This is a genomic window from Streptomyces sp. NPDC002309 (assembly GCF_053593375.1).
Genome location: NZ_JBSFCI010000027.1, coordinates 1 through 17,184, shown reverse-complemented (window position 1 = coordinate 17,184; position 17,184 = coordinate 1). Strand labels below are relative to the sequence as shown.

Genomic DNA, 17,184 nt, shown 5'->3' with positions numbered 1-17,184 from the left:
ACCCCATGGACCACACCCCCGCACCTCCACCCTCCGGCGGCGACGCGGAGAACCGGGTCACGCTGACCGCCGAGGAGCAGGCCGAGTACCGCAGGCTCCGTCGCGCCGCCGCCGTGCACCACCGCAAGGCCCGCTACGCCGGCGCGTCGGTCCTGCTCCTTGTCGCCCTCCTGCTGTCGCCGCTCGCCGTGGTCGCGACCTGGGTGGACTCGGAGGTCGCCGACACCGACCGGTACGTGCAGACCGTCGCGCCGCTGGGCTCCGATCCGGCAGTGCAGTCGGCGATCACCGACCGGCTGACCGACCGGGTCGTGGCCGAGGTGAACGTCGAGGCGGTCACGAAGTGGCTCGGCGAGGCACTCGCGGACGCCGGGGCACCACCGGCCGTCGTCGACCGGAGCGGTGTGCTCACCGGTCCCCTTCGCGCCGCCGTCACCAGCGCCGTGCACAGCGTCGTCGACCGCGTGGTCACCAGCGACGTCTTCGAGCAGGCGTGGGTCGCCGCCAACCGGCGCGCCCACACGGCGGTGGTCGACGTCCTCACCGGGAGCCGGACCGGGGCGGTGCGCGCCGAGCAGGACAAGGTCGTCCTGGACCTCGGCACCGTGATCGACGAGGTCAAGAAGCGGCTCGTCGACGCGGGCTTCGAGCGTGCCTCCGCCATCCCCGATCCGGACCGGCAGATCACCCTGTTCGAGAGCGACAAACTCTCCGAGGCGCAGGCAGGCATGCGCGTGCTGGACGTCGTCGGCCTGTGGCTGCCCGTGCTGGCCGTCGTACTCGCCGCCCTGGCGGTGTGGACCGCCCCGGCACACCGGGCGATGCTGCTGGTCACGGCCACGGGCGTGGCCCTGATGATGGTGCTCCTGCTGATCGCCCTGGCCGTGATGCGCCGGGTGTACCTGGACGCCGTACCCCCCACGACGCTGCCGCCCGACGCCGCCCAGGCGATCTACGACACCTTCGTGCGCTTCCTGCGTGACAGCACGCGCACCCTGCTCGTCGTCGCCGTGGTCACCGCGCTCGCCGCCTACCTGTACGGCCCGGGGCGCGCGGCCCTCTGGGTGCGCCGCACGGTGACGCGCGGCACCGACGCCACGGGCCGCGCGCTGCGGCGCCGGGGCCTGAGCACCGGGGCCGCCGGAGAGTGGCTGGGAACCCACCGTTCGTGGACCACCGGCATCGTCGTCGCGGCCGGCGTCCTCACCCTCGTGCTGTGGAACTACCCGACGGTCGGGGCCGTGGCCCTCGTCGTCGGCCTCGTCCTGCTGGTCCTGGTGGTCCTCGCGCTCCTCGCGGCGGCCGGCGGGCCGGGACGGACCGTGCCCCGGGCGCCATGAGGCGTCCGCGCCGGCCGGGTCACCCCCGCCGGGTGAGGCCCCCGCGCGACGCCGAGCGCAGCCTGGATCGGCGGGCGACGCCCGTCGTGCCCTGCTCCGAACGGAGACGAAGGATGAGCACTCAGATCTACCTCGCCTACGACTATCCGCTGCTGAGCATGTTCTGGACCCTGCTCTGGTTCTTCCTGTGGATCATGTGGTTCATCCTGCTCTTCCGCATCATCGGCGACATCTTCCGCGACGACGGCCTCAGCGGCTGGGGCAAGACGGGCTGGCTGGTGCTCGTCATCGTGCTCCCGTTCCTCGGCGTGTTCATCTACCTCATCGCCCGAGGCAAGGGCATGGGCGGCAGGGAGATCAAGCACGCCCGGGCGCAGCAGCAGGCGTTCGACTCCTACATCCGCGAGACGGCGGGCGGCGGCAGCGGTCCGACGAGCGCCGACGAACTCGCCAAGCTGTCCGAGATCCGCGCCCGCGGGGACATCACGGACGACGAGTTCCGCCGCGCCAAGGAACTCGTCCTGGCCGGCCACGGCCCCCAGCCCGGAACCGGCACCGCGGCCGGCACCCCGACCGGCACCGAGGCCCACCACTGACCCCACGAACGCACCACCACACCACCACGACCGAGCGACAGGAAGCCGAGGACGGACATGACCGCCACACACACGCCAGGCACGCACACGACGCGGCACCAGTGGGCCGCGGGGCTGATGGTCTTCGGGGCCATCCTGCTCATGATCTCCGGGATACTCGCCGTCTTCCGCGGGATCATGGCGATCGCCCAGGACAACGTCTTCGTCACCACACCGAGCTATGTGTTCAAGTTCGACCTCACCGGCTGGGGCTGGATCCATCTGGTCCTCGGAGCGGTCGCGGTGGCCGTCAGCGTCGGCCTGTTCCAGGCGGCGACCTGGGCGCGGGTCGGCGGCGTGGTGATCGCCGGACTCATCGTCATCGCGAACTTCCTCTCGCTGCCGTACTCCCCGCTCTGGTCGGTCCTGATGATCGCGTTCTCCGGGTTCGTCATCTGGGCGCTGTGCGTCGCCCGGAAGGAGGACCTCGCCCCGCTCGGCCGCGGGCCGCGTGACGGGTGAGGCCCGGGGGAACACCCGCCGGCGCGAACCCCGGACCCGGTGTCCGGCAGCGGCTGTCGCCACCGCCCGCAAGGCGCACACCAGGGGGCGGACGGCGCAGAGACGGGAGCAGGCGGCGGGCGTGTGTGCGCCCTGTCATGGCGTTCCGCCGTGCGCCTACAGTGTGGCGCCCCGGTCCGCGCCGGGTGTCCGGCACGCGTGGCCCCGCAGCGAGGGCCGCCGCCGACCGCCCGCGCGGCCGGGACCACCCCGTGAGTTGGCTCGGACCGCGCGACCGAGTGTGTGCGGCACCCGTGCGTCGAGAACCACTGGAGGCCGCCGTGTCCCGCCCGTGCATCGCCCTGATCACCGACCCCACCTCGCCCGAGGGCTGCGCCGAGTACCTCACCCGCGCCGTGGAGCTGCTCACCGGTGCCGCCCCCGTCCCCATCGACTCGCGCCACTTCGCGACCGGTGGCACCGGTCGAGGCGTCCCGGCCGGGGACGGCTTACGGCTGCACGTCCCCGACGAGCAGCTCGACCTCGTGCCCGACATCATCCTGCTCTACGAGATCCCCCCGCACCGCCGCAGCGAACTGGTCGCCTTCCAGCGCCTCCTGGAACACCACGACGTGGTGACCCTCGGCACCGGCGTCGCCGCCTGGCGGACCGCCACCGAGAAGGACCTCACCGTGGAGCGCTTCCGGCGGGACGGCATCGCCCACATGGAGACCGCCGTGCTGTCCCGGCCCGGAGTGACCGAGGCGCTGGCCGCCTTCGACAAGCTGGGCCGGGACACCTGGGCCCGGCCCGTCGTCGGCACCGGGGGCGGCGACACCTTCCACGTCACCACCGAGGAGGAGGTGGAGCGGGCGACCGCCTTCTACGCCGACCGCGGCACCGACTGGCTGCTGTCCCGGGACGCCGGCAACGTCACGGCCGACGGTTCACGCCACCAGTACCGCGTCTTCGTCCTCGGCGGCCGTGTCATCCACGCCCGCGAGCACGTCCAGCCCGAGCCGGACATCCCCTGCAACACCTGCCAGGGCGCGACCGCCGTGCCCATCGCCCCGTCCGCCCTCCCGCCGCGCCTCGCCCAGCTGGCCGTCGCGGCCACCGCCTCGGTCGGGCTGCCCTTCGCGGGGGTCGACCTCGCCATCGAGAACGGCGGGGTGGTCTTCGAGGTGAACGTCCAGCCCGCCTTCGTCGAGGGCGAGGTCGAGACGGCGGCCGTGCCCTACGTCGAGGCGCATCTCAACGCCCTGGCGGCGGCCCGCAGGGCGCGTCCGGCACGGCGGCTGCCCGCCTGAGATCCTCACGCCTGGGTTACGAAGTGTCCAACCACTGGTATCCGTGGGGTGATGCGGTGACGATGGGGACATGACTCTGGTCCAGCGCGCCCTGGAGCAACTGGAATCCTGGCCCGACCTCACGGCGGGACCGGCCGGTTGCGGCACAGGGCGGGCAGTTCGCTCCACCCGCAGCGAGATAGCCCACTTCCACACGGCCCATGACGTGGACGTCAACCTCACGAGCCGGGCGGTCGGGCGGTTCGCCCAGGACCTCACCGTCTCCTCGGCGATCCGGCTGGTACCCGGCTCCCGGTGGGTGACCGTCCACCTCGACTGCGAAACGGATGTCGACCTGCTGCTGGGCCTGGTGAGCGTCGCCCTCCAGGCTCAGGAGGAGCCCCCGGGAGAACCCGCCCCGTCCGCCGGGTGCAACCTCCACCGGGTCACGGTCCTGCGCCGCGACCCGGCCGGCGTGGCGCAACCGGCTCCCTAGGGACGGGGCAGGCCGCCCCGCGGGCGGGTCAGGACCCCTTCGGCGCGGTTCCCGCTCGTCACCGGCGTGGGCCACACCCCTGGGCAGTGCGCCGGGGAGACACTGCTTGCGCACGGTGCCGAGCCGGCCGTACCGGATCTCGGCGCGCCGCCCGTTGCGGGAGGAGCACCGAGGTGACGGCCTGGACCTGGGAGTACGAGGGCTACGAGCCGGCCGACGAGCGGCTGCGCGAGTCGCTGTGCACACTCGGCAACGGCTACTTCGCCACCCGGGGAGCGCTTCCCGAGTGCTCGGCGGACGACGTCCACTACCCCGGGACCTATGTGGCCGGCTGCTACAACCGGCTCGTCTCCGACGTGGGCGGTCGCAGGGTCGAGAACGAGGACATGGTCAACCTGCCCAACTGGCTGCAGCTGCGCTTCCGGCTGCGCGGCCGGCCCTGGCTCACCCCGGACACCGCGACCGTGCTCGAACACCGTCTGGTGCTGCATCTGTCCTCGGGGGTGCTGGAGCGGCTGACCCGTTTCGGCCTCGGCAACGGGCGGGCCCTCACGGTGCGCCAGCAGCGGATGGTGCACATGGGCGACCCGCATCTGGCGGCGCTGCGCACCGAGTTCACCGCCGACGGCTTCTCCGGCGAACTGCACGTCGAGGCCGGGCTCGACGGCGGCGTCCGCAACGCCGGCGTCGGCCGCTACCGGGACCTGGACGGCCGGCACCTCACCCACGAGCACGCGGGCACCGCCGAGCACGACACGGTGTGGCTGCGCTGCCGCACCCGCACCTCCGACATCCGCGTCGGCATCGCGTCACGGCTCACGGCCGACGCGCCCGTCACCGTCCGGCACGCCCGGCCGCGCACCACCCAGCGGATCCGGCTGAACCTGGTGCCCGGCCGCACCGCCACCGTCGACAAGACCGTCGCCCTGCACACCTCGCGCGACCCGGCGATCAGCGATCCGCTGTACGCGGCGGTCGCCCGGGTCGGCCGCGCCCCCGGCTTCGACGACCTGCTGCGCGGCCACCGCACCGCCTGGGCCCAGCTCTGGCGCCGCGCCGACCTCGACGTCGCCGGCGAGGCCGGCAGCATCCTGCGGCTGCACCTGTTCCACGTGCTCCAGACGCTGTCCCCGCACACCGCCGACCTCGACGTCGGCGTGCCCGCGCGGGGACTGCACGGCGAGGCGTACCGCGGCCATGTCTTCTGGGACGAGCTGTTCGTCCTGCCCTTCCTCAACCTGCACTTCCCCGAGGTCTCCCGGGCACTGCTGCGCTACCGCCACCGCCGCCTCGAACAGGCCTGCACCGCCGCCCTGGACGTCGGACGCCGGGGCGCGATGTACCCCTGGCAGAGCGGCAGCGACGGCCGTGAGGAGACCCAGCAGCTCCACCTCAACCCGCGCTCGGGCCGCTGGCTGCCCGACAACTCCCACCTCCAGCACCATGTCGGCTCGGCCATCGCGTACAACGTGTGGCAGTACTGCGAGACCAGCGGCGACATCGAGTTCCGGCACACCAAAGCCGCCGAGATGCTGCTCCAGATCGCCCGCTTCTGGGCCGACGCGGCGCACTACGACAAGGCCCTCGGCCGGTACCGCATCCGGGGCGTGGTCGGCCCGGACGAATACCACGACGCCTACCCCGGCGCCGAGCGGCCGGGCCTGGACGACAACGCCTACACCAACGTCACCGCCTCCTGGGTGCTCACCCGCACACTGGAGCTGCTGAGCGGCCTGCCCGAGCCACGGCGCCGCGAACTCGCCGAGCGCACGGGCCTGGACGACGCCGAACTCGACCAGTGGGAGGAGGTCTCCCGCGCCCTGCACGTGCCCTTCCACGACGGTGTCATCAGTCAGTTCGAGGGCTTCGGCGCCCTGGCCGAGCTCGACTGGCACCGGTACCGGAAGGAGTACGGCGACATCCGCAGGCTGGACCGGATCCTGGAGGCCGAGGGCGACGCGGTCAACCGCTACCAGGCGTCCAAGCAGGCCGACGTGCTGATGCTCGGCTACCTGTTCTCACCGGACGAACTGCACGGCGTGTTCGCTCGGCTGGGGGTGCGCGTCGACGAGGAGACCTGGCGGCGCACCGTCGACTACTACCTCCACCGCACCAGTCACGGCTCCACCCTCAGCGGCCTCGTGCACGGCTGGATCCTCGCCCGGGCACGGCGCGCCGAGGCCTGGCAGTTCGTGCAGGAGGCCTTGCGCGGCGACATCGCCGACGTGCAGGGCGGCACCACCGGCGAGGGCATCCACCTCGGCGCCATGGCCGGCACCCTCGACCTCGTCCAGCGCGGCCTGACCGGTCTGGAGACCCGCGAGGGCGCCCTGTGGCTGGATCCGGTCCCGCTGCCGGAGCTGTCGTCCTACGGCTTCTCCCTGCGGTACCAGGGCAACTGGGGCGTCCGCCTGCGTCTGCGCCACGGCCGTCTGGAGATCACCGTCCCGTCGTCCGACGCCACCCCGGTCGACGTACGCCTGCCGGACCGGGCGGTGCGTCTGGAGCCGGGGGAGACGGGACGCCTGCTGCTGCCGGACTGAGCGCGGCGCGACACCAGCACCTCCGGGGACGACCGCCCGACCACGACAGCGATCACCCCACGTCCATCCCACCCGACACCGCACCGACAGGGAAGTCGAGCATGACCGACACACTCACCGTGAGCGTCCTGGGCACCGGCATCATGGGCGCCGCGATGGCCCGGAACATCGCCCGGGCGGGACACACCGTCCGCGCCTGGAACCGCAGCCGCGCCAAGGCCGAACCGCTCGCCGCCGTCGGCGCTCACGTCGCGGACACCCCCGCGGAGGCCGTCGAGGGCGCCGACGTCGTCCTCACGATCCTCTACGACGGGGCGACCGCCCTGGACGTGATGCGCCAGGCGGCCCCCGCCCTGCGCGCCGGCACCGCATGGTCGCAGTCGACGACCGCGGGCGTGGAGTCCGTCGGCGAACTCGCCGCCTTCGCACGGGAGCACGGCCTCGCCTTCTACGACGCCCCCGTCCTCGGCACCCGTCAGCCCGCCGAGGACGGACAACTGCTGGTGCTCGCCGCCGGTCCCGTCGAGGGCCGGGAAGCGGTCATCCCGGTCTTCGACGCGGTCGGCGCGCGTACGGTGTGGACCGGCGAGGACGGCGCCGCCGGCACCGCGACCCGGCTGAAGCTGGTCGCCAACAGCTGGGTCCTCGCCGTCACCAACGCGGCCGGCGAGACCCTCGCGCTGGCCCGGGCGCTCGGTGTGGACCCGCAGCACTTCTTCGACGCCATCGCCGGCGGCGGGCTCGACATGGGCTATCTGCGCGTCAAGAGCGGAATGATCCTCGACGGACGGCTGTCCCCGCCCCAGTTCGCGGTGACCACGGCCGCCAAGGACGCCCGGCTGATCGTCGAGGCGGGGGAGCGCAACGGCGTGCGGCTCGACCTGGCGGCCGCGGGGGCGAGGCGGTTCGCCCGCGCCGCCGAGCAGGGTCACGGCGACGAGGACATGGCCGCCGCGTACTTCGCCAGCTTCGACGAGGCGCCGCCCGCCTGACAGCCCTCCCTCCGGCCCGGTCGGCGCTCCCCGCAGGGCGGCGAGCGGGCCTCCGCCCGAGCCGCGTCTGGCGTAGGCTCCGCGACATGCGGATCTCCGTCTCCTCGGACATGGACGAACCCGTCGCCCGCCTGCTCGTCACGGAGCTGCGAAGCCGTGGGCACGAGGTGCTGACCCACGGCGCCCTGCGTCCCGGCGACGACCCGCAGTGGGCGGCGTGCTCGTCGGCCGCCGCGCGGGACGTGGCTGACGGGACCTCGGCGATGGCCGTGGTGTGCTGCTGGACCGGCACGGGCGCGTCCATCGCGGCGAACAAGGTGCCGGGCGTCCGCGCCGCCCTGTGCGGGGACGCCTACGCGGCCGACGGCGCCCGCCGCTGGAACGACGCCAACGTGCTGGCGCTCAGTCTGCGGCTGACCTCCGGGCCGGTCCTGAAGGAGATCCTCGACGCGTGGTTCGCCGGAGAGCTCAGCGAGGACGCCGAGGACCGGGGGAACGTGGCGCGCGTCGAGCAGCTGGACGACGTCCGCGCCCTGCCCTGACGCGTCCCGGCGGCCGCGAGGCACGGTGCCCCGCGGCCGCTGACGCGGTGGTGCGGCGGTCAGTGCGCGCCGAGCCCGCCTCCGCCGAACGAGCCGGTCGTGCCCGTGCTCCAGCGGCGCCGGTCCGTGCCGGTACCGGGCTTCGTTTGCATGTTGGTCAGCTCGTACGGGGTGAGCGGGCGGCCTCCCTTGGGCATCACGGGCACCTCGTCGGGCTCCCGGTTCTGGCGGACCTCGTGGACGGCGCCTTCCGGCGGCAGCTTCGGCTGCTCCTCCGGGCGTGGGCGAGGGGGCTCGTTGAACTTGATCCGGTTGCCCAGCCAGAAGCTTCCCCCCAGCACCCCGACGACGGCGATGGCGACCACGAACAGGACAAGGCTGAGCAGCCCACTCGGCGCTGCCAGCTGCATGGAGGCTGTGTTCATATCGGCTGAATACCCTTAAATCAGACATCAAATCCGGCCGCCGGATCCCACCCTCCCGGTAGGGGTTTGGCAGTGGCCTCGAGGGCTACCCGCGCGGTGTGACTTCGACGACTTCGCAGCAGGACGTCTTCCGGTTCCTGGAGGACCGCTTCGCCTGTGCGCAGGCGTGCACCGACTGTGCCCGGGCGTGCGCGCTGCGTGCGAGCCTGGTGGATCCGGACGGTACCGAGGATCAGGAACTCCTGCGCCGCAAGGGGATCATGTGTGCGGAGGTCTGCGACGCGACCTGCCGGATGCTGTCCGAGCAGAGCCTCGCCGACGAGGGCGGACTGCGGGTCCAGCTGGAGTGGTGCCGGGCCGTGTGCCTGGAGTCGGCGCACGTCTTCGACGGACACCCCGCCGCCGAGCGCGCGGCGGAGGCGTGCCGCGGCTGCGCCCGGGCGTGCACGGAGTTCCTGAGCGCGCTGGGCTGACTTCCCGTACCGCCGCCATTCCCAATTTCTGGAACACGTTCTACGGTGTGCGCCGTCAGGCAGGACCGGCCCTGGGGAGCCTGGAGGCGCCGTGCACCTCGACTACACGCCCGAGCAGCAGCAGCTGCGCAACGAACTGCGCGCCTACTTCGCCGAGTTGGTGCCGGACGACGCGCATGTGCGGCACGACGGGCCCGCCGCGCAGAAGCGCTTCTACCGCGACACCGTCCGCCGGCTCGGCAGGGACGGCCGGCTCGGCGTCGGCTGGCCCGAGGAGTACGGCGGACGCGGGCTGACCGCCATGGAGCAGTTCATCTTCTTCGACGAGGCAGCCCAGGCGGGCGTGCCGCTGCCGCTGATGGCCCTCAACACCGTCGGGCCGACGATCATGCAGTACGGCACCGAGGAGCAGAAGGCGTACTTCCTGCCGAAGATCCTCGCCGGGGAGATCGACTTCGCGATCGGCTACAGCGAGCCCGGCGCGGGCACCGATCTCGCCGCCCTCAAGACCCGCGCGGTGCGCGAGGGCGACGTCTACGTGGTGGACGGCCACAAGATCTGGACCACCAACGGCGACACCGCCGACTGGGTCTGGCTGGCCGTGCGCACCGACCCGGACGCCCCGCCGCACCGGGGCATCACCATGCTCCTCGTGCCGACCTCCGACCCCGGCTACTCGTGCACCCTCATCAACACCCTCGCCGGCCACGACACCACGGCCAGCTACTACGAGAACATCCGCGTCCCCGTCTCCCGACGGGTCGGCGAGGAGAACCAGGGCTGGCGGCTGATCACCAACCAGCTCAACCACGAACGCGTCACCCTCGCCGCGCACGGCACCATGGCGATCCGCGCCCTGCACGACGTCCGGCGCTGGGCGGGCCGCACCAAGCTCACCGACGGCCGCCGTGTCATCGACCTGCCCTGGGTGCGCCGCCGACTGGCCCGGACCCACACCCGCCTGGACGCCATGAAGCTGCTCAACTGGCAGATGGTCAGCGCCGTCCAGCACGGCACCCTCACCCCGCAGGACGCCTCCGCCGTCAAGGTCTACGGCTCGGAGGCACGCCGCGACGCCTACGCCTGGCTCATGGAGGTCGTGGGCGCGACCGGCGCCCTGCAGGAGGGCTCCGCCGGCGCGGTGCTGCACGGCGAACTGGAGCGCGGCTACCGCTCCGCGGTCATCTTCACCTTCGGCGGCGGCAACAACGAGATCCAGCGCGAGATCATCTCCTGGATCGGCCTGGGCATGCCGAGGGTACGACGCTGACCGCTGCGGACCGCCCCGTGCGAGCTCAGCCGACGAACTGCTGGCCGCCGTCGACGTCGTAGGTCGCGCCGGTCAGTGCCGTGTTGGTCATCAGGTGGACCGCGAGCGCCGCGACGTCCGCCGGTACGACGACACGGCCGATCGGCAGCGTGGCCCGCAGTTCGGCACGGCGGTCGTCCAGTCCCTCGCCGAGGAGCCTGGCCGACAGCGGTGTGTCCACGAACCCGGCCGCGATCAGGTTGACCCGGACCGGGGCGAGTTCGAGCGCCAGGCTCGCGGTGAGGGCGGGCATCGCCGCGGTGGCCGCGGGCGCGCTCCCGAGGCCGGCGCGGACCTTCCGGGCGCCCGTGCCGCCCAGCAGCACCAGCGAGCCGCCCGGCCGCACCACCCCCACGGCGTTGCGCGCGACGTCGACGGCCAGCACCATGTGCCCCGTGATCGCCGCGCGCACCTCCTCGTCGTCCATGTCCAGCAGATTCCCGTAGGTCGGGTGTCCCGCCGTGACCATCACATGGTCGACCGGACGGGACAGCTCCCCGAAGAAGCGCCGCAGCTCCGCCGGATCGCCCGCGTCGAAGGCGGCGGTGGCGAGCGCGCCCACCTCCTCGGCCGCGGCACGCAGCCGCTCGGGGTCGCGTCCGGTGAGGACGGCCTCCGCTCCCTCCGCACGGGCGTGCGCGGCGGTCGCCAGCCCGATGCCCGCGCTCCCGCCGATCACGACCAGGGTCTGTCCGGACAGGGCCGGCTCCCGCGGGCCGCGGCCCGCCGACGGCTCGACACTCATGAACCCTCCTCAGCGGTGCGCGCGAGCATGCGAGCGGTGATCCGGTGACTCCTCCGTGCCAGGAGTGGGCACGGCATCCACCCGTCGGGGGCGGCACCGGCGCCGCTCACCGTTCGAGGGGTCGGGACAGGGCCTGTTTGGCCTGCCTGGTCCGCTCGTCGGCGAGGACCTCGACGCGGTCGTCCGCCAGGGCGTCCAGGGTCTGCTCCACGACGTCGGCCGGGCTGATCTTCGGCGCGTCCGTGAAGGAACTCAGTTCCGTCTCCACGAAACCGGCGTGCACCCCGATCACGAGCGTCCCCTGGTCGCGCAGGCCCTCACGCAGCGAGCCCGTCAGCGACCACTGGGCCGCCTTGGAGGCCGCGTACCCGGGATACTGCGGCCGGAAGGCCCAGGACGCCGCCGAGAGCATGTTCACCAGGGCTCCGCCGCCGTTGCGGGCCAGCACGGGGGCGAAGGCGCGGGAGACGATCCAGGTGCCGAAGTAGTTGATCTCCATCGCCTCGCGGGCGCCGTCCAGCGGGCCCTTGAACAGCTGCGTGGTGAAACCCCCGACTCCGGCGTTGTTGACCACGACGGTGACGTCCCCCGCCGCCTCCGCCGCCGCGGCGACCTCCTCGGGTCTGGTGACGTCCAGGCGCAGCGCGGTGACGCCCTCGTCCCGCACGCTCGCCGGATCGCGCGCACCGGCGTACACCTTGGCCGCGCCGCGGTTTCTCAGCGCGCGCGTGAACTCTCGTCCGATGCCGCGATTGGCTCCCGTGACCAGGGCGATCGATCCTGCGATCTCCATCGCGCTTCCTTCCTGCCGGCGCCCGCGGGGCCGACGGGCGATCGGGGAGAGCGACGCACCCTTCCTCCACTGCCAGCCTGCACCGGATGCCCGGGCTCTGCATGTGGCGAGCCGGGCCCGGCCGTCGCCCCGCCGGTGCGGCGGGAGGCGTACCACGGCGGACGTGTTCGCGGCGGACGTATCGCGGGCGCGCCGGCTGAGGGAGAGTGGGGAGGCGATCGCGGCACGCGGATCCCAGGCGAGGTGAGTTCGTTGGCAGCACGGAGGTCCGGTGGCGTCACCAGGCGCCGCACCGCCGTCCCGGAGACCGGACCGCGGACCCGTGCGGCGGGTGATCCAGGACTGTTCACCCCCGCTTCGGTGACCTGGCAGATGCACGGCGACCCGATGATGTGGATCGCCGGCATCCGCGCGCTCCACCTCCAGGCACTGCACCCGCGCGCGGTCCGCGGCGTCCTGCAGAACAGCGACTTCCGGCGCGACGCCTGGGGGCGCCTGATGCGCACCGCGAACTTCGTCGGCACCACGACGTACGGCACCAGCGACGCCGCGGAGCGGGCCGGTGCCCGTGTCCGGAAGATCCACGCCATGCTGCGCGCCACCGACCCGGAGACCGGCGAGGCGTACCCGGTGGACGACCCCGGCCTGCTGCTGTGGGTGCACTGCGCCGAGATCGACTCGTATCTGCACGTGCTGCGCCGCTCCGGATACCCCCTCTCCGACGCCCAGGCCGACCGCTACGTACGCGAACAGCGGGTCGGCGCCCGCCTGGTCGGCCTCGATCCCGGCGGCGTACCGGGCGACCGGGCGGAGCTGGCCGCCTACTTCGGCGAGGTACGGCACGAACTCGCCGCCGGGCCGGAGGCCATGGAGGTCGACGCCTTCCTGCGCCGCCCGCCGGCCCCCACCGCGCTGGTGCCACTGCGCGAACTGCTGTGGAGCCGGGTCGCCGGCCTCGCGTACGCCTCACTGCCGCCGTACGCACGGGAGTTGTACGGCCGTCCGGCACCCGCGCCCGACGTCGTCACCCGCCGTCTGCGCCGCACCGGCGCACTGCTGCGAGCCGTCCCCGCACATGTGCGATGGCAACTTCCGCCCCGGCACATCCTGCGCGCCATGGCCCGGCTCGGCCCGGCCGCCCGCCCCGCGCCGTACAAACTCGCACCGTAGGTGGCCATACTGTTCGTGCCAGGGGAGGGCGGGGCTCACAGCGACGGGGGCGACAGCACGCGATGGGGGAGACCAGGCTGATCCATGGCCGCTACCGGCTGCTGGATCCGATCGGGCGCGGCGGCATGGGCGAGGTGTGGCGGGCGCGCGACGAGTCGCTCGGCCGGCATGTCGCCGTGAAGTGCCTCAAGCCCCTCGGCCCGCTCCACGACCAGTCCTTCACCGGCGTGCTGCGGGAGAGGTTCCGCCGTGAGGCCCGGGTGGCCGCCGGGCTCCAGCACCGCGGGGTGACCGTCGTGCACGACTTCGGCGAGTCCGACGGGGTGCTGTACCTGGTGATGGAGCTGCTCCAGGGCCGCAACCTCAGTCAGGTGCTGGAGGACGACGAACGCCGTCCGCTGCCCGTCCCGGACATAGTCGACATCGCCGAGCAGGTCTCCGCGGCCCTGGAGTACACCCACCGGCAGGGCATCGTGCACCGGGACCTCAAGCCCGCCAACATGGTGCGGCTGACCGACGGCACGGTGAAGATCTGCGACTTCGGGATCGCCCGCCTGGGCGCCGACATCGGCTTCACCTCCCGGCTGACCGGGACCGGTGTCGCCATGGGCACCCCGCACTACATGTCGCCGGAGCAGATCGGCGGCGAGGACGTGGACCAGCGCAGCGACCTGTACTCCCTGGGGTGCGTGCTCTACGAACTGGCCACCGGAGTACCGCCGTTCGACCTCGGTGACGCCTGGGCGATCCTCGTCGGGCACCGCGACACCCCGCCCGTGCCGCCGCGCAGCCACCGCGCCGACCTGCCCGCCCACCTGGAGCGGATCATCCTGGACCTGCTCGCCAAGCAACCGGAGCAACGGCCCGGTGACGCAGGTGAACTGGGGCGAAGAATCAGCGCGGCCCGGACCGCACCCGCGTACGTCCCGACCGTGCTCGCCGTCGAACCCTCCACCCGCCAGGCCCGGCTGCCGTCCTGGACGCACGGCATGACCACCGGCCACAAGGCGGCCGGCGCCGCGCTGCGCACCCCGCCGCCGGACGCCGCCCGCGACGGACTCACCGGCGAGTGGATCGCCCGCCCCGCCACCGTCCCCACGCCCCTCCCGGTGCCGGACATCCCGCCCGACCCGCCCGAGGAGGCGCTCACCACCCTGGCCGGACGCCACAACGCGGGCCTGAGCCTCGCGCGCCTCGGGCGCTGGACGGAGGCGGGCGAGGTGCACCGCGCGGTCGCGGCCGAACGCGAGCACCTCCTCGGAGCCGATCACCCCGACACCCTCGCGAGCCGCTACGAGGTCGCCTTCACCCTCAGCCGCACCGGCCGCGCGGCCGACGCCCTGCGCGAGTACACGCACGTGGCCCGGGCACGTGAGCGGCTGCTCGGCACCGAGCACCCCGACACCCTCGCCGCCCGGCAGGAGACGGCGTACGAACTCGGCCAGTTGGGGCGGCCCCTGGAGGCGCACCAGGTGTACACGTCGGTGCTCACGGTGCGCGAGCGCACTGTCGGCGCCGACCACCCCGACACGCTGCGCTGCCGTCACAACCTCGCCTTCAACCTCAGCAGACTCGGCCGCCTGGAGGATTCCCACCGTCTGGCCTCCGAGGTGGCCGAGGCCCGCGCCCGGGTGCTCGGGGCCGGACATCCCGACACCTTGGTCACCCGCTACGAAGTGGCCTACGTGCTCGGTCAGCTGGGTCGCTGGCAGGAGGCGCTGGACACCTACCGGGAGGTCGCCGAGGCCCGCGGCCGGGCGCTGGGCGCCGACCACCCCGACACCCTCGCCGCCCGCCATGAGATCGGCATCAGCCTCGGCCGTCTGAACCGCGGCGTGGAGGCGCTCGAGGTGTACCGCGCCTTGGTCGACGACCGCACGCGCCTCCACGGCTCCGACCACCCGGAGACCTTGCGCGCCCGGCACGGCCTCGGGGTGAACCTCGGCCGTCTCGGACGCTGGGAGGAGGCCCTCACCGAGTCCCGTGACGTGCGCGCGATCCGCGACCGCGTGCTCGGCCCCGACCACCCCGACACCCTGGTCAGCCGCCGTGAGATCGCCGTCGGGCACGGCTGGCTGGGCCGCTGGGCCGACGCGCTCGCCGAGTACCGCGCGGTCGCCGACGCCCGCGAACGCGTCCTGGGCGCCGGCCACCCCGACACCCTCGCGGGCCGGGGCGACGAGGCGCACTGCCTGGAACAGCTCGGCCGGGGGCAGGAGGCGGCGGAGTTGTACCGCAGGGTGGCGGAGCTGCGCCGGTAGGGGGACCGGCACGGGGTCTGACGGGCCTGGGCCGGACCCGCCCTGGCCGGTCGGGATCATCACGTGTTACCAAGAACCATGCCTGCACACGAGGGATCCCGCGCGTACGACGCCGTCATCGTCGGAGGCGGCCACAACGGCCTGGTCGCCGCCGCCTACCTGGCCCGCGCCGGACGGTCGGTACTGGTGCTGGAACGGCTGGACCACACCGGTGGCGCCGCCGTCTCCACCCGCCCCTTCCCGGGCGTCGAGGCCCGCCTCTCGCGCTACTCCTACCTGGTCAGCCTGCTCCCGCAGAAGATCGTGCGGGAGCTCGGCCTGGACTTCCGGCTGCGCTCCCGCACCATCTCGTCGTACACCCCCGTCGAGCGCGACGGACGTCCGACGGGGCTGCTCGTCGGCGGTGGCGAGGAACGGACCCGGGAGGCATTCGCCCGGCTCACCGGCGGGGACCGCGAGTACGAGGCCTGGCAGCGCTTCTACGGCATGACCGGCCGCGTCGCCCAGCGGGTCTTCCCCACGCTGACGGAACCGCTGCCCACGCGGGAGGAGCTGCGCCGGCGCGTCGACGACGAGGACGCCTGGCGGATGCTCTTCGAGGAGCCCATCGGCGTCGCAGTCGAGGACCGGTTCGCCGACGACCTGGTGCGCGGAGTGGTCCTGACCGACGCGCTGATCGGGACGTTCGCCGACGCGCACGACGCGGAACTGCGTCAGAACCGGTGCTTCCTCTACCACGTGATCGGCGGCGGCACCGGCGACTGGGACGTCCCCGTCGGCGGTATGGGAGCCCTGACCGGCGCGCTCACCACCGCCGCCCGGGAGGCGGGCGCCGTCATCGCCACCGGTCACGAGGTCCTGCGGATCGACACCGACGGGCGCACCGCCGAGGTCGCCTACCGCACGCACGACGGCGAGGGCGTCGCCGTCGCCCGGCACGTCCTCGTGGGCGCCTCGCCACAGGAACTGGCCGCCCTCACCGGCGACGCCCCGCCCGCCCCGGCCGAGGGCGCCCAGCTCAAGGTCAACATGCTGCTGAAGCGGCTGCCGAGACTGCGCGACACCTCGGTCGACCCGCGCGAGGCGTTCGCCGGCACCTTCCACATCGCCGAGGGGTACGAGCAGCTGGCCGCCGCCCACGCCCAGGCCGCCGCCGGTGAACTGCCGGCCGTCCCGCCCTCCGAGATCTACTGCCATTCCCTGACCGACCCCTCGATCCTCGCCCCGGAGCTGGTCGAGCAGGGCTACCAGACCCTCACGCTGTTCGGACTGCACACACCGGCCCGGTTGTTCGCCGCGGACAACGCCGCCGCCCGCGAGGCCCTGCTGAAGCCGACCCTCGCCCAGCTCGACGCCCACCTCGCCGAGCCTCTCGCGGACTGCCTGGCGACGGACGCCGACGGGCGGCCGTGCATCGAGGCCAAGACGCCGCTCGACCTGGAACGCGACCTGCGGCTGCCCGGCGGCAACATCTTCCACCGCGACCTGTCCTGGCCGTACGCCCAGGAGGGCACCGGCCGCTGGGGAGTGGAGACCCGGCACGCCAACGTGCTGCTGTGCGGTGCGGGCGCCGTGCGCGGCGGCGGGGTGAGCGGGGTGCCGGGGCACAACGCGGCCATGGCGGTGCTGGAGGCGGGCCCTGATGCTGGCTTCGAGAAGTCGGGCATCGACCCGGACACCACCTTCCCGAAGGCGATGAACGAGTACACCCAGTTCGAGGGCGTCCGCTG

16 protein-coding genes are annotated in these 17,184 nt (G+C 73.2%); 13 read left to right on the top strand and 3 right to left on the bottom strand.

All coding sequences use genetic code 11. The annotated features are described in order from the left end of the window. Positions 1–5 precede the first annotated feature (5 nt). The 8 genes from ACWCPM_RS22665 (at position 6) to ACWCPM_RS22630 (ending at position 8,278) form a co-directional block, all read left to right on the top strand. Positions 6–1,340 carry a hypothetical protein gene (locus ACWCPM_RS22665; protein ID WP_450978049.1) on the top strand — a complete coding sequence of 445 codons (1,335 nt, stop codon included), beginning with the start codon at positions 6–8 and terminating at the stop codon, positions 1,338–1,340. A gap of 113 nt (positions 1,341–1,453) precedes the next feature. After that, positions 1,454–1,936 carry an SHOCT domain-containing protein gene (locus ACWCPM_RS22660; RefSeq protein WP_450978048.1) on the top strand — a complete coding sequence of 161 codons (483 nt, stop codon included), beginning with the start codon at positions 1,454–1,456 and terminating at the stop codon, positions 1,934–1,936. Positions 1,937–1,993: 57 nt separating this feature from the next. Then, positions 1,994–2,437: a DUF7144 family membrane protein gene (locus ACWCPM_RS22655; protein WP_450978047.1), complete on the top strand. Its 444-nt coding sequence runs from the start codon at positions 1,994–1,996 to the stop codon at positions 2,435–2,437. Positions 2,438–2,757: 320 nt separating this feature from the next. After that, the gene (locus ACWCPM_RS22650) at positions 2,758–3,726 is read left to right on the top strand and encodes an ATP-grasp domain-containing protein (RefSeq protein WP_450978046.1); all 969 of its coding nucleotides are present in this window, start codon (positions 2,758–2,760) and stop codon (positions 3,724–3,726) included. 70 nt (positions 3,727–3,796) lie between these two features. Continuing rightward, on the top strand, positions 3,797–4,201 hold the full coding sequence (locus ACWCPM_RS22645; RefSeq protein WP_450978045.1) for a luciferase domain-containing protein: 405 nt from the start codon (positions 3,797–3,799) through the stop codon (positions 4,199–4,201). A 173-nt stretch (positions 4,202–4,374) separates the two neighbouring features. Then, positions 4,375–6,744 carry a glycoside hydrolase family 65 protein gene (locus ACWCPM_RS22640; protein WP_450978044.1) on the top strand — a complete coding sequence of 790 codons (2,370 nt, stop codon included), beginning with the start codon at positions 4,375–4,377 and terminating at the stop codon, positions 6,742–6,744. A 101-nt stretch (positions 6,745–6,845) separates the two neighbouring features. Beyond that, on the top strand, positions 6,846–7,736 hold the full coding sequence (locus ACWCPM_RS22635) for an NAD(P)-dependent oxidoreductase (protein ID WP_450978043.1): 891 nt from the start codon (positions 6,846–6,848) through the stop codon (positions 7,734–7,736). 86 nt (positions 7,737–7,822) lie between these two features. Continuing rightward, positions 7,823–8,278, top strand: coding sequence for an RpiB/LacA/LacB family sugar-phosphate isomerase (locus tag ACWCPM_RS22630; RefSeq protein ID WP_450978042.1), 456 nt, complete (start codon positions 7,823–7,825; stop codon positions 8,276–8,278). Positions 8,279–8,337: 59 nt separating this feature from the next. On the opposite strand, the gene ACWCPM_RS22625 is transcribed toward ACWCPM_RS22630, so the two are convergent. Beyond that, positions 8,338–8,703 carry a DUF6479 family protein gene (locus tag ACWCPM_RS22625; protein ID WP_450978041.1) on the bottom strand — a complete coding sequence of 122 codons (366 nt, stop codon included), beginning with the start codon at positions 8,701–8,703 and terminating at the stop codon, positions 8,338–8,340. Between the two features lie 98 nt (positions 8,704–8,801). On the opposite strand from ACWCPM_RS22625, the gene ACWCPM_RS22620 reads away from it, so the two are divergent. Continuing rightward, positions 8,802–9,176: a ferredoxin gene (locus tag ACWCPM_RS22620; RefSeq protein ID WP_450978040.1), complete on the top strand. Its 375-nt coding sequence runs from the start codon at positions 8,802–8,804 to the stop codon at positions 9,174–9,176. Positions 9,177–9,267: 91 nt separating this feature from the next. Beyond that, positions 9,268–10,446, top strand: a complete 1,179-nt coding sequence (locus tag ACWCPM_RS22615) for an acyl-CoA dehydrogenase family protein (RefSeq protein ID WP_450978039.1) — start codon at positions 9,268–9,270, stop codon at positions 10,444–10,446. A gap of 25 nt (positions 10,447–10,471) precedes the next feature. Here ACWCPM_RS22615 and ACWCPM_RS22610 read toward each other — a convergent pair whose 3' ends face one another. Both ACWCPM_RS22610 and ACWCPM_RS22605 read right to left on the bottom strand, forming a co-directional pair. Then, positions 10,472–11,230, bottom strand: a complete 759-nt coding sequence (locus ACWCPM_RS22610; RefSeq protein ID WP_450978038.1) for an SDR family oxidoreductase — start codon at positions 11,228–11,230, stop codon at positions 10,472–10,474. A gap of 106 nt (positions 11,231–11,336) precedes the next feature. Continuing rightward, complete coding sequence (locus tag ACWCPM_RS22605) at positions 11,337–12,023, bottom strand: SDR family oxidoreductase (RefSeq protein ID WP_450978037.1); 687 nt, start codon at positions 12,021–12,023, stop codon at positions 11,337–11,339. A gap of 372 nt (positions 12,024–12,395) precedes the next feature. Between ACWCPM_RS22605 and ACWCPM_RS22600 the strand changes: the two genes are divergently transcribed. From ACWCPM_RS22600 to ACWCPM_RS22590, 3 genes are all read left to right on the top strand, one after another. Beyond that, positions 12,396–13,193 carry an oxygenase MpaB family protein gene (locus tag ACWCPM_RS22600; protein WP_450978129.1) on the top strand — a complete coding sequence of 266 codons (798 nt, stop codon included), beginning with the start codon at positions 12,396–12,398 and terminating at the stop codon, positions 13,191–13,193. A 62-nt stretch (positions 13,194–13,255) separates the two neighbouring features. After that, a complete protein-coding gene (locus ACWCPM_RS22595; protein WP_450978036.1) occupies positions 13,256–15,454 on the top strand; it encodes a tetratricopeptide repeat protein in 2,199 nt (732 codons plus the stop codon). 78 nt (positions 15,455–15,532) lie between these two features. After that, on the top strand, positions 15,533–17,184 hold a 1,652-nt coding region (locus ACWCPM_RS22590), incomplete at its 3' end, for a phytoene desaturase family protein (protein WP_450978035.1).